This window comes from Exiguobacterium sp. SH5S4, assembly GCF_004337045.1.
GTDB classification, from domain to species: Bacteria; Bacillota; Bacilli; order Exiguobacteriales; family Exiguobacteriaceae; genus Exiguobacterium; species Exiguobacterium aurantiacum_A.
Map to the genome: position 1 here is coordinate 79,801 of NZ_SJUQ01000001.1, position 18,666 is coordinate 98,466.

Genomic DNA, 18,666 nt, shown 5'->3' on the forward strand with positions numbered 1-18,666 from the left:
ACAGTGACTGGAATCAACGATTTTTACTGAAAACCTTCTAATTTCATTGAGATTAGAAGGTTTTTTGATTTTAACGGAGCACGTCAATCACAATGAAATGAAAGCAGGTGAATCAAATGGGAAAATATCAATTAGACAACAAAAGTAAAGTAGCTGCTGCAAAGTATCAAGACGGTAAAAAACCAACTGTTCCGAATAAAAAAGAGAAGATTAATCAGATTCGAGAAGCCTATTTACAGAAGAAAAACGACAAGAAACAGTCTGGTGAATGATCAGAAAGTTTAGCTGACTTCAAGTGTTATGCTATAAGAAGTTGAAATAAAAGAAGAGGATCATTCGTGCGTATTTTTGCATGGGTGGCCCTCTTCTTGTTTCTCTTTTTACCCATCAGATTCGAAATGAACTAAACCTAGAATGATAGACACTTGATAAAAAGTATTTAGTTTAGCTTTTCATTTATTTAGAGTATTCATGCATAACCATTTAGGTTTTGAACTAATTGATTGAATAAATTATTTCAATATTCTTTGAATTCATTGCATGGTAAGCTAGTTCTATCGAGCTTTTCATAATACTTTTTTTACCTAGATAACGGAGGGATTGGATGTTACAGGCATCACACACACCTAATATGACTGGTGTTTTACTTTCGGGGGAACCAGAAGATTTTAGAATTCTATACGATTCATTACATAAGATTGTTGGAAATGTAGGCGATGAATTAGAGAATGAATCGGCAATTCGAATTTTAGGCGTTTGTTACGATATTAGACATACGTTTATGGGGAACCGTAATGCAACCTATATAGAACATGGATTTAGTGATGAGCAATTAGCCTTTTTATCGCTTGTAGGGCCAAAACAAAATTTGAATCTTGCATTTGAAACACTATGGCCAGAAATGCTTTACGTTGTCTTTTCATTAGAAACATTTATTAGAGATTATCAGAAAACTTCAAAGGCCACTATTTGGGATCCGCATGTTACACAGGCGCGTATTTTGCAATCTGCAATTTTTAAATTGGTGGAAGAAACGGTTACATCAAGACAGTTCACAAGCTTTAAAAAATGGATTACCGAAAATAGTGTAGAGAGTATTTTATTTACGCAATATATTGATTACTTAAACAGTAAGTGGAACGAGATGGATTTAGAGAAACGCAAAAAGAATTTTAATATTTTCGCGAAACGAACATGTCAGCTAACCCCAGATTATGAGCGCCAAAAAAGGCTGGTTATAGAAGCAGCAATCGAGCATAGGTGTCATCCTTCAGAAATTCATTTCCCATCTGAATTTTATAGTCATCTGGAGTGGTAAGTGCTATTTGAAATGATATTTTGTCAAATTAAGCATCAAATACCCTTCGCGAAAGCTTCGTGGCAGCTAAACTATTTGTCACGGTTTGTTCGAACTGTCACCGTATGTTGCATTGAGTGAGACCATGGTTATCGATTGAAAAGTTGTCATCTATTTTACAATACGATCCTTAAAACGAATTGAATCTGTTTATCTACAATTAGTTAGTTCTGAAAAGTGGTGAACATAATGGGCTGGAATTTAGAAATCGCTGAAGCGAAAAGCGAGTATTTAACAGAAACCGACTTATGGCGCTATACACAACAATTTCTCATGAACGCGACACATACGACGACGTACAAGCATATGCTCATGAAGGCGTTGCTCGAATGCACGACCGAATTAAGCGATTCCGGTGTGGTGACGTTCCAGCAAATTTCGAGGCATGTGACGAAGATGTATTGGAATTTGATTGTGACGAACGGGTTGCGACAAGTGAATCAAATTGGGAAATTGAGCTCGGTCGAAAAAACGATGCTCACGTTTCAAGCGACACACGAAATTCCGTCCACTTGGAACTTTGACCGCCTGCCGGATGAGCAGCAACAACAATTGACTCGGAACGTGAATCAGTTTTATAAGAAGTATGTGTATGGCTCGTTCTATACTGCGTTCGATGGGACCATCTATTCATTTAATCGGAAAGAAGAGTGGATCAAACTCGTGCCAAGCTATATCGTCTTTTTTGAAAAGTACAAGCGAGTATTGATGAACGTCACGAACTATCAACTCGCTGTCTTCTTAGAAAAATACAATACGCGCGAGGCGATGGAGCAGATTTTGAGTAAAATTGAGTTCGTCTCGGCACGAAAATCGCTCGATGAGTTTAAGCAAATCTTACTCAGCCACGGTCATCCCGTCTGTTTTTATTGCATGAAGCCGCTGAGACAGATTCATGTCGACCACTTTATCCCGTGGTCATACATGCAGAATGATGTATTATGGAACTTTGTCTTGGCATGCCCGAGTTGCAACACGAGTAAAAACAACCGAATGGCGAAAATTGATTATCTGTATGCGCTTGTGGAACGAAATCAGGAGTTGCGAGTGGCCGAGCAGATGAGCACGTATAAAGAGACCAAACTGATTCATCTGTATGACTATGCGGTCCAAAATGGGTTTGAAGCCAACTGGGCACCGAAAACATAAAACGAGTCGAACCTTCCTAAACAGGTTCGACTCGTTTACGTTTATTTGATCCTCACCACAAGTTGAATAGATCCGCAACAATCGCAGCACTTCCATCTTGGAACATGAACAAGCCGAGCGCGATCAACAGACCTCCGATGATGAGTGTGCCGAACCGCATGAGCGCGTTCGTGTTCTTTTTAAATAAACCGCGAATCACGAGCCATCCACCGATCAACAGCATCAAGAAATACCAAAAGCCCATAGCCAGTCCTCCTCTGCCTGTATTTGAGTCTAGTTTACATAAATTTTCCAGTACATACTGTCGGGCGCGCGACTGATTTAATCTCAGCCTAAGACGGGTACATTACCTCTATGTGCAAATGAAGGGGAGTGACCACTATGCGAAAAACCATCGTCATCGCGGGCGCGAGCGGCTATATCGGCTCGAACGTGATGGAGCATTTAAAAGAAGAATATGACATTATCGCCTTGTCTCGCTCGACGAAAAACAAGGAAGACGAGGACCACATCACATGGCGGTCGTGCGACTTGTTCTCGTATGAACAGACGCGCGAGGCGTGCGAGGGAGCGGACTATGCGATGTTCCTCGTCCACTCGATGATCCCGGACGGCGGGTTGACGCAGGCGACGTTCGAAGACATGGACGCGCTCATCGCTGACAACTTCGCCCGGGCAATGAGCGCGAACGATATCGAACAGATCGTCTATTTGAGCGGCATCATCCCGAAAGAGTCGAAGACGTTGTCGCGTCACTTGAAGAGCCGACTTGAAGTCGAACGCATCCTCGGCGGGCAAGGCGTGCCGGTGACGACGATCCGGGCTGGGCTCATCATCGGTCCGGAAGGCTCGTCGTTTCCGATTCTCGCGAAACTCGTCAAACGACTCCCGGTCATGATCCTCCCGAACTGGACGAAGACGGAGACACATCCAATTGATTTGCGAGAAGCGGTCCAAGCGCTCATCTCGGTCGTCGGGGCCGAGTCGTTGTACGACCATCATATCGACATCGGTGGTCCGGAAGTGATGACGTATCGGAAGATGATCGAAGATACGGCTGACGTCATGGGCAAGCGTCGCGTCATGATCGACTTCCCGTTCCCGACGATCAAGCTGTCACGGCTTTGGGTCATGGCTGTCACCGGTGAGCCGAAAGACACCGTCTATCCGCTCGTCGAGAGCATGGATCACGCCATGGTCGCCAAAGACACGGACGGCGTCAAGCAAGGTGAGATCCCGTTCAAGGAAGCGGTCGAACACGCGCTCGAGGAAGAAGAGAAGCAGAAGTCGGCCGGCAAGACGAAAAAAGCGCCACAACAGTATACGGTCCGCTCGATCCAACGCTTCGGTCTGCCGGACGACAAGTCGGCTGCCTGGATGGCCGACGAATATTTCGAATGGCTCGGGCGGATCGCGTATCCGCTCATCCAGACGACGAAAGAACAGGATGATTGGGAGATCGCGCTTTTGCGCCCATCACTCGTCGCACTCCATCTGTCGCTTGAAGATGCGGCGACGGACGACATGGCATCGTTCGAGATCGACGGGGGACTGTTCGCGAAGCTGACCGAGGACGACAAGACCGGCCGCCTTGAGTTCAGGCGACTCCCGGACTCGAACGAGGGGCTTATCGCCATCCATGAGTTCGTGCCGGCCATGCCGTGGTGGTTCTATACGAAGACGCAGGCGAAAGCCCATCTCGTCGTCATGTGGCTATTCGGCCGCCACGTCCGTTTGCTCGGGGAAGAGTCGGACGAGGGTGACCAAGTCGTCGAAGCACCGACCAATTAATGAAGACGTGTCCATCGCGTGATGGATACGTCTTTTTGGTTTGTCGATTATGTTAACGTTTCGCCGGAGTCGTTTACAAAGAGCGGGGACAGGCGTAAACTGAACTCGTTTTCGACCTAATGGAAAGAAGGAATGCAAGAATGGACAACTTCATGACAACACGAGAGGCGTGGCAAAAAGACATCTCGGCAGGGATCACCGTCGGGGTCGTCGCCGTTCCGCTCGCGATGGCGTTCGCGATCGCCTCGGGCGTCGGACCGGTGTACGGGCTCTATACGGCCATCATCGCCGGCATCATCGTCAGCCTGTTCGGGGGCTCGACGTTCCAAATCGCCGGACCGACCGGCGCCTTCATCCCGATCGTCTCGGGCGTCATGCTGGCGCACGGCTACGAAGGGCTGCTCGTGACGACGTTTCTCGCCGGGATTTTGCTGTTCCTCATGAGCGTGCTCCGCGTCGGCCGGCTCATCCGCTTCATGCCGCGCGCCGTAACGATCGGCTTTACAGCGGGGATCGCCGTCGTCATCTTCGTCGACCAGCTCGATGAACTGCTCGGCATCACGTTCGAGAAGGCGCCGCACTTCCATGAGAACGTCCTAAAACTCGTCACGTCGCTCCCCGAGGCGAGCCTCTGGCCGATCGGTATCGCCGCCATCGGCTTCTTGACGCTCTGGCTCGTCCCGAAACTACCGGTCCGGTTGCCGCTCTTGCTCATGGCGATGCTCGTGCCGACGTTTATCAGCCTCGTCATCCCAGGCGAGGTCGCGACGATCGGCAGCGCCTACGGAGGCATCCCGAGCGGACTGCCTGACTTCAACTGGCTCACGATCGATCTCGATTTGATCGCGACGCTGCTCCCATCGGCGTTCGCCATCGCCTTCCTCGGGGCGCTCGAGTCGCTGTTGTCAGGTGCGGTCGCGGACGGCATGGCCGGCACGAAGATGAACCCGGACAAGGAACTGTTCGGGCAAGGGCTCGCCAACGTCGTCGTCCCGTTCTTCGGCGGCATCCCGGCGACAGGTGCGATCGCCCGGACGGCGACGAACATCCAAGCAGGGGCCGTCAGCCGCCGCTCCGGTGTCATCCACGGGTTGACGGTGCTCCTCGCCGTACTCGTGTTGGCACCGCTCGCGAGCTACGTCCCGCTCGCCGCCCTCGCGCCGATCTTGATGCGCGTCGCTTGGAACATGTCGGAGCGGCACCATGTCTTCGAGATGCTCAAACATCGCTCCGCCGAGTCACTCGTCTTGCTTGTCACGCTCGGCCTGACCGTCTTCGTCGACCTCGTCGTCGCCGTCGAGGTCGGGGTCATCTGTGCGCTCGCCTTGTTCGCGAAACGGATGGCCGATACGATCGACGTCCGCGAACAGACGGAACGTTACGTGACGCGCGACGGCCAAGTCGTCTTCAGCGTCGAAGGGCCGCTCTTCTTCGGGGCGATCGAGATGTTCGAGCACGTCCTGCAACAGATTCATAATGAGCCCGACGTGTTCATCTTCAACTTCCATCGCTGTCCGGTCATCGATGTGACGGCGGTCGAAGAAGTCCGCCGGGTCGTCCGGGAACTGAAAGCGGCGGAGCGTCGTGTCGTCTTCGCCCACTTATCGGAACCCGTGCGGCAGACGCTCGATCACTATGGCGTCCTCGACGGGATTGCGACGTTCGAGACGACGCAAGACGCGATTGACGCGTCTTAACGGACCGACAGGATGTGGCTGAACGGGATGCGGCGCACGTCCGTGTCGAACAGTTCGACTTCGCGTTCGGCGTAATAGATGGCATGAACGTAGCCACGCACGGAGCGGGCGAGACCATCCTCGAACAACGTCAGTTCGACTTGGTCGCCTTCCCGGATGGCCCGTTCAAGTTCGGTCTGCCACAGATAAAGGAGTTGCTCGTCGATGTCGGGCAGCTCGATCTTTTGGACGTGGGCGTAATATTTTTTGAGCAGCGCCACGTGTTCGGGCATGAGAAACGGGATCCACTTCAATTCACCGCGGTCTTTGTAGCGGGTCTGGCTCATGACGGTTCACCTCCTTGTTTATGTCCGCCGATCAGGCGTTGCCGTGTGCGGAGCGGACTGTCTTTCAGCAGACTCGAGGCCGGACGGATCGTGCCGCGGCCGAAGCGGACGTTCAATTGATCGACGAGGTCGAGGAAGTCGAACCGACGGGCCCGGGCCCATTCGTCCTCGAACAACGACAGCTGGACGTGGTCGCTCCGGGGCTCGAGCTTGCCGAGGGCGACCGAGACGTAACGGACCGCCTCCGTCTCGTTCCACGCCTCAAGAAACAGTTGGAACAGGACCGGCAAAAACTCACGCTCGTCCGCTGTGAAGCGGGCGAGCTTTTTTTGTTTGCTGAAGCCGCGCTGCTCGCTCGTCCGAGTGTAGCGGACACCGAGATGGATGCTGCCGCCGACGAGTCCCGACTGCCGCGTCCGCATCCCGACCTCGACGGCGATCGCCTGCAAGACGAGTCGGATCGAACTTTCCGTCGTATAGTCTTTCATGAGCGTGATGCCGTGGCCGATCGTCCGGGGCCGTTGGCGTTTCGCCCCGAACAGCGAACTCGCCGGCAGGATCGTCGGCGACTCGTCGATGCCCCAGGCGTGGTGCCACAGCTCGGCGCCGATGACACCGAACTTGTCGTGCAACACGTCGAGCGGATAACGGGCCAGGTCGCCGATCGTGTCGATGCCGAGCCGATGGAGATGGACCGCCATCTTCGCCCCGACGCCCCACATCTTCTCGATCGGCGCCGGATGGATCAATCGTTCGACGTCGTGGAGGGCACAACTGGCGACACCGGTCGTTTTGCCATGCAAGTCGAGGACGAGTTTGGCGAGGACGTTGTTCGGTCCGATCCCAATCGTGACCGGGACGCCGGTGTAGCGGAAGACGGTCGAGCGGATGAGGCGGGCGACGTGGTCATCGTTCCCGAACAAGCGCTCCGTCCCCGTCAAGTCGACGAGCGTCTCATCGACCGAGTAGACGCGGATCGCCTCAGGCGGTGCGAACTGGTGCAGGATGTGGACGATTTGCACCGATACGTTCAAGTAGTGGCTCATCCGGGCCTCGGCGTAGAGGACGTGCCGTCGTTCATGCCAAGGCAGGCGGTCGATGTGAAAGCGCCGGGAGCCGGTCTTGATGCCGAGCCGTTTCAGCGGCGGGGTCGCGGCGAGGACGAGGGCGCCGCTGTCCTGTAAGTTCGATAAGACGACGAGCTTCGCCTTGTACGGGTTCAAGTTACGGGCTGCGCACTCGCAGCTGGCATAAAATGAGACGCTGTCGACACAGAAGATCCGCCGGCGCATGATTCCATCTCCTTTTTACGAACAAATGTTCTGTTTTTCTTATCGTATCACGGTCTCAAACCGTCTCAAATAGAAAAATGAAAATAAACTTGTAAATATATTTTGAAATTTACCCAATTTTTATAGGAATTTCACAATTTAAAAACCATCTTTTAGGAAGTTTTCGTAAAAAAGTCTCCGAAATGAGCAAAATTTCGCTATAATAGACGGGTATGGATTTGACAATGACTGTGAACTAAATGGAGGCTACAACGTGATTCAGTTTGTAAAGCAATTGACGAATGACCAGAGCCGGCGCTTGAAAGGCTATCAGCGACGCGTCGACCGGATCAACCAATTAGAGACAACGATGCAGGCGCTCTCGGACGACGAGATGCGCACATATACCGAAACATTGAAAGCAAAAATCGCCGACGGCGCCAAAGTCGATGATGTCGCCGAAGAAGCGTTCGCCCTCGTCCGTGAGGCGGCGGTGCGTGTCTTAGGCATGCGTCACTATGACGTCCAGCTCATCGGCGGGTTCGCCCTCCTCGAAGGGAACATTTCCGAGATGCCGACCGGAGAAGGGAAAACGCTCGTCGCCGCGCTCCCGAGTTACGTCATAGCACTCGAAGGCAAAGGCGTCCACGTCATCACCGTCAACGAATATCTCGCGACGCGTGACGCGAAACAAATCGGGCAGATCCACGATTTCCTTGGTCTCTCGGTCGGGTTGAACGTTCCTGAGATGGAACAGAGCGACAAGCACGCTGCTTACCAGGCCGACATTACATACGGCGTCGGGACCGAGTTCGGGTTCGACTACTTGCGTGATCACTTGGTCGGGTCACCGGAAGAGCGCGTCCAGCGCCCGTTCCACTTCGCCATCATCGATGAAGTCGACAGCATCTTGATCGACGAGGCGAAGACGCCGCTCATCATCGCCCAAAAAGACCGCTCGCACATCCGCTTGAAGGAGTTGGCGCAACGTGTCGTCACCGAGCTCGACGAGGCGGACTACGAAGTCGACCTCGAATCGAAATCGACGGCGCTCACTGACTCCGGAATCTTGAAAATCGAAGACATGTTCGCGGTCGACAACTTGTTCAGCGCCGAGCATCAAGTGCTCTATCACTACCTCGTCCAAGCGCTCCGGGCGAACGTCTTGTTCGAACTCGACGTCGACTATATCGTCAAAGAAGACAAAATCGAGCTCATCGACTTGTTCACGGGACGGATCATGGAAGGACGCAGTCTGTCGGAAGGGCTTCATCAGGCGCTCGAGGCGAAAGAAGGCGTCACGATCACCGAGGAGAACAAGACGACGGCCGAGATCACGATTCAGCATTATTTCCGGATGTATCCGCTCATCGGCGGTATGACCGGGACGGCCCAGACGTCTCGCCAAGAGTTTTTGAAGACGTACAACATGGACGTCGTCCAAGTGCCGACGAACCGGCCGCGTTTGCGCGAAGACAACCCGGACCGTATCTTCATGACGGTCGACCAAAAGTATGCGGCCGTGACCGACAAAGTTGTCGAGCTGCATGAGACGGGACGCCCGGTGTTGATCGGCACGACGTCGATCGCCCAGTCCGAGGCCATCAGTAAGCACTTGTCGAAACAGCGGATTCAGCATGAGGTGTTGAACGCGAAGACGGTCACGCAAGAAGCGGACATCATCGCCGACGCCGGACGCTTCGGCAAAGTGACGATCGCGACGAACATGGCCGGTCGCGGGACCGATATCATGCTTGACGCGAAATCGAAAGAAGTGGGCGGCTTGTTCGTCATCGGGACGGAACGCCATGAGTCGCAACGTGTCGACAACCAGCTCCGCGGTCGTTCGGGACGTCAAGGCGATCCCGGCGCGACGCAGTTCTTCGTCTCGCTCGAAGATGAGATCGTCAAACGTTACGCGATCCAAAAACTGGAGCGGATCGAGAAGAAACTGAAGCCGGACGAACGTGGCGAAGTGTCCGCAAAAGACGCGGCTGACGTCATCGAGTACGCCCAGACGACGATCGAAGGACTCGGCGTCTCGATTCGGGACTACTTGTTCAAGCTCGACGACGTCTTGAACGAACAACGGAAAATCATCTACACGATCCGCGATCAGGCGGTCAACGCCGACGCTGCGGCGATCACGAACAACGTGCTCGGCATGATGCATCTCGCTTTAGCGAACAGTATCGACATGCACGTCTCGGACGAGCTCGTCCCAGAAGAGTGGCCGCTCGACGAGTTGAAGACAGACCTCGTCTACTTGACGACACGCGAGCCGGTCTGGTCAGATGAGATCGCCGACTCGTTGGAATTGAAGGCAGAGCTTGCGCCGTGGATCGACGACATCGTCAAAACGGCCGAGGCCCGTCTTCAAGCCGAGGAAGTCGTGACGTTCGTCAAAGAATCACTGTTACGGGCGTTGGACGGAAAATGGACGGACCACCTCACGACGATGAGCGGATTAAAAGAAGGCATCGGACTCCGCAGTTATGGTCAGGAAGACCCGAGTCGTCAGTTCGGTAAAGAAGGATTTGAGATCTTCGAACAGACGTATGTCAATATTGCCCGTGAAGTGACGACGGAAGTATGTCAGCTCGACCGCTATTTCGTCACGCAATTGGAGGAGGAGTAATATGTTAGGGTTTCGTAAACGTAAACAGATCGATACAGGGAAGACCGAGACAGGGCGTCAACTGACGCTCGTAATCGACAGCGACATGGGGATTCCGAAAGAAGACGAGTACATGTTCCGCTATCATGCGAAGCGGCTGCCGGCGCTCCTCGACAACCAGTTGTCGATCGAGCTATTGCACGCTGAAAACTTGATGGGCGGGTTGTCGCTCGTCGCCTTGTTCCGGAACACGCTCCCGAGCTCGTTCGAAGTCAATGAATTGCCGGTTCTCCTCTTGAACAAAGACAACGTCCCGCTCGGGCGGAAAGTATTGAGCCGCGTCGACCTTCCGAGCTTCGAGCCGTGGACGAGCAAACCGGTCTATTTGGACTTTTTTGCAGATGAACTGTTCGGCGAGTTTGAAGCGGAAGAACTGACGTCGATGCGACTCGTCTTCCAAATGAATCCGATCGATCCGTTACAGATGCTTCTAGATGAGGAAGTCGAACAATTTTCGAACACGGCGTGGCAACAGCTCCGTCGCACGAACGTGTCGACACCGCCCGTCGGCGAGAATGAGTTCAATTTGATGCTCGTCTCGGTCGAAACAAGTGAGACGAACGTCACGGCGACGTTGCTTCTCCGTAACGGCTACGAGCGCGAACTGAACGTCGAACAGTTACCGCTCGAACTCGTGAGCGGGGACGAAGCGATCGCAAACACGACGATTCGCTTGAGCGAGCCGGTCCAAGGCAAGCACGCCTATCCGGTCTCGGTCGTCTTCGAGGACGTCACCGCGGACGGTCCGTTCACGGTCCGGATCAAACAATAAGCAGTACGATAGACGACCCGGCTCTCGATAAAAAGCCGGGTCTATTTTTGTGTCAAAAAAGTGAACGAAACCCCTTACGAAACGTTGGGAATTGCTGTATAATCAATCACGAAAACGTTTACATTATATACGTAAAACATCAGGATTCATTTTTCGGGGCCGATGGGGATCGGCTACATACGGTAAAAGGGGACAGTACAAATGATTACATTTTTCGTCGCGCTCGCAATCTTGCTCGTCGGGTATTTGGTGTACGGCCGTTACGTCGAGAAGACGTTCGGCATCAAGGAAGAGCGGACGACGCCCGCCTATGCGTCGCAGGATGGCATCGACTATGTGCCGATGGGGAAAAAACGGAACTCGATGATCCAACTGTTGAACATCGCCGGCGTCGGTCCGATTTTCGGGCCGATCATGGGGGCGCTCTACGGTCCGGTCGCCTTCCTGTGGATCGTCTTCGGATCAATTTTCGCGGGAGCGGTGCACGACTACTTGACGGGGATGATCTCGCTCCGTAACAACGGGGCACACTTGCCGCAGCTCGCCGAGAAGTTCCTCGGCCGCTCGCTCCGCCATATCGTCAACGGGTTCGCCCTGTTACTGCTACTGCTTGTCGGGACGGTGTTCGTCACGTCGCCGAGTAACATGATCAACAACTTGTTCGACGGTAATGCGTCAACGCTCGCCTGGGTGCTCCTCGCCATCTTCGGCTACTACATTTTGGCGACGCTCTTACCTGTCGATAAGATCATCGGGCGCATCTACCCGTTCTTCGGGGCGCTCCTCATGATCAGCGCCATCGGGATCGGGGTCAGCCTGTTCGTCCAAGGCTATCAAATCCCAGAGATGACATTGACGAACATGCACCCGGACGGCTTGCCGATCTGGCCGCTCTTGTTCTTCACGATCTCGTGCGGCGCACTCTCAGGCTTCCACGCGACGCAGTCGCCGATCATCTCGCGGACGACGATGAAAGAAAGTAATGGCCGCAGCATCTTCTACGGCATGATGATCGTCGAGGCCGTCATCGCCATGATTTGGGCCGGAGCGGCTATGGCCATCTTCGAGCCTGGTGAGTTGCTCGGCATGATTCAAGCGGGGACACCGGCGCTCGTCGTCCAAGAAGTGGCGACGCTCATGCTCGGCAGCATCGGCGGCACGCTCGCCATCCTCGGCGTCATCGTCTTGCCGATCACGTCAGGCGATACGGCGTTCCGGAGTGCCCGGATGATCATTGCCGACTACTTGAAAGTCGCGCAGAAGAACTTCTCGTCACGCCTTTGGATCGCACTCCCGTTGTTCGCGATCTCGTACGTGCTCACAAACATGGACTTCCAAATGCTTTGGCAGTACTTCAACTGGGCCAACCAGACGACAGCGGTCATCGCCTTGTTCGTTGGTGCGATGTACTTGTACATTAAAGGACGCAACCACTGGATTGCACTCATCCCGGGGACGTTCATGCTGTATGCGGTTTGGTTCTACATCCTCACAGCACCGATCGGTTTCAAGATGGATGGGGTCATTCCCTACGTCATCGCGACGATCGGTACGGTGACGCTACTCGTCTTGTTCCACATACGCGCACGGGCGATGCGGGCACAAAATATGGAATGTGACGTTCCGGTGAAGGAAGTCGCATAATCAAGGACACGGGTTTTTACAGACCCGTGTTTTTATTTGCAACAAAATTGGGGAATATCCATAATAGAGGCAAGGAAAGAAAGGTGGGACCCGAATGGATCAAGAGAAACTAAAAGACATGCTCCATGCCGATACGCTCGGCGAAGAAATCGCGAGCGCCGTCACGCACGGACTAGGGGTCATCTTCAGCATCGTCGCTCTCGTCCTGCTCGTCACGACCGCGACTGAGACCGGTAGCACAGGCAACGTCATCGCGGTGAGCGTGTTCGGGGTATCGATGATCTTGTTGTACTTGTTCTCGACGCTCATGCATGCGATCCCGCATCCACGGGCGAAGCGGGTGCTCCAAGTGTTCGACCACGCTGGGATTTACTTACTGATTGCCGGGAGCTACACGCCGTTCGCACTCGTGTCGCTTCAGGGAACGCTCGGATGGGTGTTATTCGGCATCGTTTGGGGCGTCGCCATCTTAGGCATCGTCTGGAAAATGTATTCGACCGGGAAGTACATGTGGGTATCGAACGTGACGTACCTTGGGCTCGGGTGGATTTGTATCATCGTGATCCGTCCGCTCTACGAGTCGCTCGGGCATCAAGGGTTCATGTTGCTGCTTGCTGGTGGGCTCGCTTATTCGGTCGGGATCGTGTTTTACGTCTGGCAGAAACTGCCGTTCAATCATGCGATTTGGCACTTGTTCGTGCTCGCCGGGAGCGTGTTCGTCTTCCTCAGTATTTTGCTCTACGTCGCACCGAATACAGGCCTGTGAACCAGACGTCCGTGAGGGCGTCTGCTTTTTTATAAACTTGGCCAATGAAGTGTTGGAAACGGTTACAAAACTAAAGACGAATTGACGTTTGTATGTCATAATAATTTCAGACATCGTCATAGAGATAGATGAGTGTAAACGCAAGGGGGAAAATCTGATGGAAAAAGTGTTACGTGATGGCTTTATTTACATGTCTCAAAACAAAGCACTCAACAGTTTGGCTAAAAAGTACGGGCTTCGGTTCGGGGCTTCACGATTTGTGGCGGGAGAAGATTTCAAGACGTCGGTGCCGACGATTCGCGAACTGAACGCGAAAGGGCTATCGGTCACGGTCGACCATCTAGGGGAATTCATTAACACGGTCGAAGAAGCGAACCAAAACCGTGACGAGATCATCCGTGCCATCGAGATCATGGCCGAAGAGAAACTCGACGCCTATATGTCGCTCAAGCTCACGTCACTCGGATTCGATATTTCGGACAAGTTGATCGAGAACAATATGCGCCAGATCTTGACGACGGCTAAGTCGGTCGGCGTCTTCGTCGCCATCGATATGGAAGACGAGTCGCGCTGCGAGAAGACACTCGACTTGTTCAAGAAGTTGAAAGCGGACTTTGACGGACTCGGGACGGTCATCCAATCGTACTTGTATCGTTCGGAAGATGACATCAATCATCTCGCGCTGATCAAGCCGAACCTCCGTATCGTCAAAGGGGCTTACAAAGAGCCGGCGACGGTCGCTTTCCCGGAGAAAGAAGACGTCGACCACAACTACTTGAAGCTCGTCAAACTCCATCTTGCGAACGGGAACTACGCCTCTATCGCGACCCATGACGACCATATGATCGATGCCATCATCGAGCATGTGAAATTGAACAACATCCCACTCGACCAGTTCGAGTTCCAAATGCTGTACGGCATCCGGGTCGAGCGTCAACTCGATCTCGTCCGCCAAGGCTATAAAGTCCGGGTCTACGTGCCGTACGGCCGTGACTGGTACGGTTACTTCATGCGCCGCCTCGCCGAACGTCCGGCCAATGTCGCGTTCGTGTTAAAAGGAATGGTCAAGAAATGAGAGAAGCACGAACGTCCGTTGTGGGCGTTCGTGCTTTTTTGATGTGTTCGATATTATTTGATGACATCGATTCGTTCGGCCTTTCCTACAGTGGAGGTGTCTTCGGTGATGGATTCGTCTAACCAAACGTTGACCTCGAGCGGACTGTGCAGTCGTTCAATCTCGTCATTCAAACCGGATAAATCGACCCAAATTTGACCGCGGTCTTGATCTTCGACTAAAATCATCGTCTCTTCAGTATTTACGTCTACAATTTTCCCTTGAACATCGACCTCGCTATAATCGGTTGAACAGCCTGCGACTACACTGAGACAGAGAAAGGCTACAAGGAGAGAAGTAATACGTTCTTTAAAAAACGGCATATCATTATCCATGAATTGATTCTCCTTAGGATTTCGAGTGACTTCCATCCAAACTTGTTTATCATTAGTATACTTGTTCGATGCCATCGATATTCAGAATCTTTTCATGGAGAGGGAAATGCGTCCTTGGCGTCCAGACTCATGCAGAAAAGCAATCCGACGAAAGGACGCAAGAAACGCGCGCAAAGTATGACACGCACACAAAAAAGACTCAGCTGTGAACTGAGCCTTCCGAAACACTTATCCGTTAATGACGGTACCGCCGTTGACGTGCATGACCTGCCCACTGACGTACGTCGAGTCATCGCTTGCGAGATAGACGTAAGCCGGGGCGAGCTCTGCCGGTTGACCCGCACGCTTCATCTCAGAAGAGTCACCGAACGTGGCGACTTTCTCAGCCGAGAACGTAGCCGGGATGAGCGGTGTCCAAATCGGGCCAGGGGCGACGCCGTTGACACGGATTTTCTTCTCGGCCAAGTTTTTGGCGAGCGAACGCGTGAACGATGTGATCGCGCCTTTCGTCGACGCATAGTCGATCAACTGGTCGTTGCCTTCATACGCCGTGATCGACGTCGTGTTGATGATACTCGCGCCTTCGTTCAAATACGGGAGCGCCGCTTTCGTCAAATAGAACATGCTGAAGATGTTCGTCCGGAACGTCCGCTCGAGCTGGTCGTCCGAGATGTCGAGGAGCGACTCTTGCGGATGCTGCTCGGCGGCGTTGTTGACGAGAATGTCCAAGTGGCCGAACGTCTCGAGCGTCTGCTTGACGACGTCTTGGCAGAACGCCGAATCACCGAGGTCACCTTGCAGCAACAGGCACGCTTGTCCGAGTTCTTCGATCCGTTCCTTCGTCGCCTCGGCGTCCTCGAGCTCGTTTTGGTCTTTATAGACGATGACTGTGTTCGCGCCTTCATGGGCGAAGAAGATGGCGACCGATTTCCCGATTCCCGAGTCACCGCCCGTGATGATGGCGACTTTGTCTTTTAACTTGTCGCTTCCTTTATAGCCTTCACGCTCATAGATCGGGAACGGCTCCATCTTCGAATCGATTCCCGGTTGATGGGCCTGCGCTTGTCCGTCCTTCTTGAACGTTTCAAAATCCTTGCGGCTGCCGATTGTATTTAAACGATTATCACTCATATTGTTTAGTCCCCTTTCAAAATTGACTCAATGTGTCTATACCACACACATCAAAAAATAATCGTAAATCAGAAAAATGGAATGAATTTGAAAAATGAACGCTTGCGAATGAATTGTCGTTCATTTATGATAGAAGAGTAAACACGATGGTGATTGCGATTTTTTTTACGCGTGAAATGAATCACTATTCATTCTCATTTAGGGGGGAACAATATGACGAGTCACATCGAACAATCAGCCGACCTCCGTTTGACGAGCAATATCCGTTTTGCGGTCGTCATCGGTTCAGGAGTAATGGGGGCGGGGATTGCGGCCCATTTGGCGAACGCGGGGGTTCGTTCGCTCATGCTCGACATCGTACCACGTGAATTGACGGCGCAAGAAGAAGGGAAAGGGCTCACGCTCGAGTCACCGGAAGTGCGGAATCGCATCGCGTCCGAGAACCGTCACAAGTTGTTGAAACAAAATCCGGCACCGCTCGCGACGGCGGAACACTTGAACTTCATCGAGGTCGGGAACTTAGAAGATGACCTCGAACGATTGAAAGAAGCCGACTGGGTCATCGAAGTCATCGTCGAACGGCTCGACGTGAAACAGCAACTGTTCGACAAGATCGCACCGTTCATCCGTGAAGACGCGATTCTCAGCTCGAACACGTCTGGGATCTCGATCGAAGCGATGGCGAGCGTCTTGCCGGAAGGATTGAAGTCACGCTTCCTCGGGACGCACTTCTTCAACCCGCCGCGTTACTTGAAGCTGCTCGAACTCATCCCGACGGAGAAGACGGCGCGCCCGGTCATCGATTTCATGGCCCGCTTTGCTGAGGACCGTCTCGGTAAAGGCGTCGTCGAGGCGAAAGACACGCCAAACTTCATCGGTAACCGCATCGGCACATACGGCCTGCTCGTCACGTTCGAGGAGATGTTGAAACAAAACGCGACGATCGGCGAGATGGACTCGATCACAGGACCGCTCATCGGCCGTCCGAAATCAGCGACGTTCCGTACGCTCGACGTCGTCGGCATCGACACGTTCGTCCACGTCGCCGGTAACGTCTATGAGGCGCTCGAAGCGGGCGAGGAGAAAGACACGTTCGATGTCCCTGCTGAAATGAAGACGCTCGTCGAAAAAGGCTGGGTCGGACAAAAGTCTGGTCAAGGGTTCTATAAGAAAGACGGGAAAGTCATCCAGGAACTCAACTTGAGCACGTTTGAATACGAACAATTGAAAGCGATTACAGGAACTGAGCTCGACCAAATCAAGTCGCTCCCGGGCTCGAAAGCGAAACTGAAAGGCGCGATCTTGAACAAGGGACGCGTCGGGCAGTTGCTCTGGCCGGTAACAGCGAAAACACTCGTCTACTCGGCACGACTCACAGGTGAGATCAGTGACTCGATCGTCGCCATCGATGACGCGATGAAGTGGGGCTTCGGTTGGAAGTTCGGACCGTTCGAGACATGGGACGCACTCGGTGTCGAAAAATCGGTCGCACGCATGAAAGCGGAAGGATATGCCGTCCCGGCGTGGATCGATAAGATGCTCGCTGCCGGACACACTTCCTTCTATAAAGGGGACCAGTATTACGATCAAGCGTCTGGGACGTACGTCGAGAAGACCGTCAACCCGAAAGAATTGAAACTTGCACCGCTCGCCAAGTCGAACGGGATCATCCTCGAGAACGGCGGGGCTCGCCTCATCGACATCGGTGACGACGTCGTCGCCCTCGAGTTCACGTCACCAAACAACGCGATCGGGGTCGACATCATGCAGATGATCGAGCAATCGATCGACCTCGTCGAGCAAGACTTCAAAGGACTCGTCCTCGCCAACGATGGTAAAAACTTCTGCGTCGGCGCCAACCTCGCGATGATGCTCATGGAAGCGGAAGACGAGAACTGGTATGAGCTCGACTGGATCATCAACAAGTTCCAACAAGTCGTTCAAAAAATCCGTTACGCAGGTCGCCCGGTCGTCGTCGCACCTTACGGCATGACACTCGGAGGCGGCACGGAGATCAGTTTGCCGGCAGCACGCATGCAAGCAGCGCTTGAGACGTACATGGGACTCGTCGAAGTCGGTGTCGGTCTCATCCCTGGCGGCGGCGGCAACGTCAACACGTACCGTCGTCTACTTGAACAGACGCCAAAATCGATGCAAAACATCGAGAAGGCTGCACAGCAGACGTTCGAGAACATCGCGATGGCGAAAGTATCGAAGTCGGCGTATGACGCGAAAGCGCTCGGCTATCATCGTCCGATCGACGGCATCTCGATGAACCGTGACCACTTGACGTTCGACGCGAAACAAACCGTGCTTGGACTTGCGGACGGATACGTCGCGCCGATGCGCGAGAAGTTGCCGGTCGTCGGTCGAACCGGGAAAGCGACGCTCGAACTCGCAGCGTACGAGATGTTCTACGGTGGTTATATTTCAGAGCACGACTTGAAGATCGCCAAAAAACTTGCCCATGTCATCAGCGGCGGCGATTTGGCATACGGCACGATGGTCGACGAGCAATACTTCCTCGACATCGAGCGTGAGGCGTTCTTGAGCCTCATCGGAGAACCGAAATCGCAGCAACGGATGCAACATATGCTCGTCAAAGGCAAACCACTTCGGAACTGACAAAAGGGGGA

Annotated in this window: 16 protein-coding genes; 11 read left to right on the forward strand and 5 right to left on the reverse strand. The window is 53.2% G+C overall.

The genetic code is table 11. From position 1 onward, the window contains the following. Window positions 1–116: 116 nt before the first annotated feature. From EVJ32_RS00395 to EVJ32_RS00405, 3 genes are all read left to right on the forward strand, one after another. Complete coding sequence (locus EVJ32_RS00395) at window positions 117–272, forward strand: alcohol dehydrogenase (RefSeq protein WP_131455862.1); 156 nt, start codon at window positions 117–119, stop codon at window positions 270–272. Between the two features lie 332 nt (window positions 273–604). Next, window positions 605–1,318 (forward strand): DUF6904 family protein, encoded by a 714-nt coding sequence (locus EVJ32_RS00400; protein ID WP_131455864.1) that lies wholly within the window; start codon window positions 605–607, stop codon window positions 1,316–1,318. Window positions 1,319–1,546: 228 nt separating this feature from the next. After that, entirely contained in the window at window positions 1,547–2,506 is a 960-nt protein-coding gene (locus EVJ32_RS00405) for an HNH endonuclease signature motif containing protein (RefSeq protein ID WP_131455866.1), read from the forward strand. A 52-nt stretch (window positions 2,507–2,558) separates the two neighbouring features. On the opposite strand, the gene EVJ32_RS00410 is transcribed toward EVJ32_RS00405, so the two are convergent. Beyond that, window positions 2,559–2,750: a hypothetical protein gene (locus EVJ32_RS00410; RefSeq protein WP_131455868.1), complete on the reverse strand. Its 192-nt coding sequence runs from the start codon at window positions 2,748–2,750 to the stop codon at window positions 2,559–2,561. A 137-nt stretch (window positions 2,751–2,887) separates the two neighbouring features. Here EVJ32_RS00410 and EVJ32_RS00415 point away from each other — a divergent pair, with 137 nt between their 5' ends. Both EVJ32_RS00415 and EVJ32_RS00420 read left to right on the forward strand, forming a co-directional pair. Then, window positions 2,888–4,297 (forward strand): NAD-dependent epimerase/dehydratase family protein, encoded by a 1,410-nt coding sequence (locus tag EVJ32_RS00415; RefSeq protein ID WP_131455870.1) that lies wholly within the window; start codon window positions 2,888–2,890, stop codon window positions 4,295–4,297. Between the two features lie 140 nt (window positions 4,298–4,437). Further along, window positions 4,438–5,994 (forward strand): SulP family inorganic anion transporter, encoded by a 1,557-nt coding sequence (locus tag EVJ32_RS00420; protein ID WP_131455872.1) that lies wholly within the window; start codon window positions 4,438–4,440, stop codon window positions 5,992–5,994. On the opposite strand, the gene EVJ32_RS00425 is transcribed toward EVJ32_RS00420, so the two are convergent. Both EVJ32_RS00425 and EVJ32_RS00430 read right to left on the reverse strand, forming a co-directional pair. Continuing rightward, a complete protein-coding gene (locus tag EVJ32_RS00425) occupies window positions 5,991–6,320 on the reverse strand; it encodes a YolD-like family protein (RefSeq protein ID WP_070328717.1) in 330 nt (109 codons plus the stop codon). The two genes, EVJ32_RS00420 and EVJ32_RS00425, sit on opposite strands and share 4 nt — an antisense overlap. Further along, on the reverse strand, window positions 6,317–7,612 hold the full coding sequence (locus EVJ32_RS00430) for a Y-family DNA polymerase (RefSeq protein ID WP_131455874.1): 1,296 nt from the start codon (window positions 7,610–7,612) through the stop codon (window positions 6,317–6,319). Before EVJ32_RS00430 ends, EVJ32_RS00425 begins: the two co-directional genes overlap by 4 nt. A gap of 253 nt (window positions 7,613–7,865) precedes the next feature. Here EVJ32_RS00430 and secA2 point away from each other — a divergent pair, with 253 nt between their 5' ends. The 5 genes from secA2 to EVJ32_RS00455 all read left to right on the forward strand — a co-directional run bounded on the left by secA2 (window position 7,866) and on the right by EVJ32_RS00455 (window position 14,525). Further along, entirely contained in the window at window positions 7,866–10,229 is a 2,364-nt protein-coding gene (gene secA2, locus EVJ32_RS00435) for an accessory Sec system translocase SecA2 (RefSeq protein WP_131455876.1), read from the forward strand. A 1-nt stretch (window position 10,230) separates the two neighbouring features. Next, on the forward strand, window positions 10,231–11,040 hold the full coding sequence (locus tag EVJ32_RS00440; protein WP_131455879.1) for an SLAP domain-containing protein: 810 nt from the start codon (window positions 10,231–10,233) through the stop codon (window positions 11,038–11,040). Window positions 11,041–11,241: 201 nt separating this feature from the next. Further along, a complete protein-coding gene (locus EVJ32_RS00445; protein WP_131455881.1) occupies window positions 11,242–12,684 on the forward strand; it encodes a carbon starvation CstA family protein in 1,443 nt (480 codons plus the stop codon). Between the two features lie 94 nt (window positions 12,685–12,778). Beyond that, entirely contained in the window at window positions 12,779–13,450 is a 672-nt protein-coding gene (trhA, locus tag EVJ32_RS00450) for a PAQR family membrane homeostasis protein TrhA (RefSeq protein ID WP_070328723.1), read from the forward strand. Between the two features lie 157 nt (window positions 13,451–13,607). Then, window positions 13,608–14,525 (forward strand): proline dehydrogenase family protein, encoded by a 918-nt coding sequence (locus EVJ32_RS00455; protein ID WP_131455883.1) that lies wholly within the window; start codon window positions 13,608–13,610, stop codon window positions 14,523–14,525. A gap of 53 nt (window positions 14,526–14,578) precedes the next feature. Here the strand turns inward: EVJ32_RS00455 and EVJ32_RS00460 are convergent, their stop codons facing one another. Then, entirely contained in the window at window positions 14,579–14,899 is a 321-nt protein-coding gene (locus EVJ32_RS00460) for a hypothetical protein (protein ID WP_131455885.1), read from the reverse strand. A 228-nt stretch (window positions 14,900–15,127) separates the two neighbouring features. Further along, on the reverse strand, window positions 15,128–16,030 hold the full coding sequence (locus EVJ32_RS00465; RefSeq protein WP_131455887.1) for an SDR family oxidoreductase: 903 nt from the start codon (window positions 16,028–16,030) through the stop codon (window positions 15,128–15,130). Between the two features lie 213 nt (window positions 16,031–16,243). Here EVJ32_RS00465 and EVJ32_RS00470 point away from each other — a divergent pair, with 213 nt between their 5' ends. Beyond that, entirely contained in the window at window positions 16,244–18,655 is a 2,412-nt protein-coding gene (locus tag EVJ32_RS00470) for a 3-hydroxyacyl-CoA dehydrogenase/enoyl-CoA hydratase family protein (protein WP_131455889.1), read from the forward strand. Window positions 18,656–18,666: the final 11 nt, after the last annotated feature.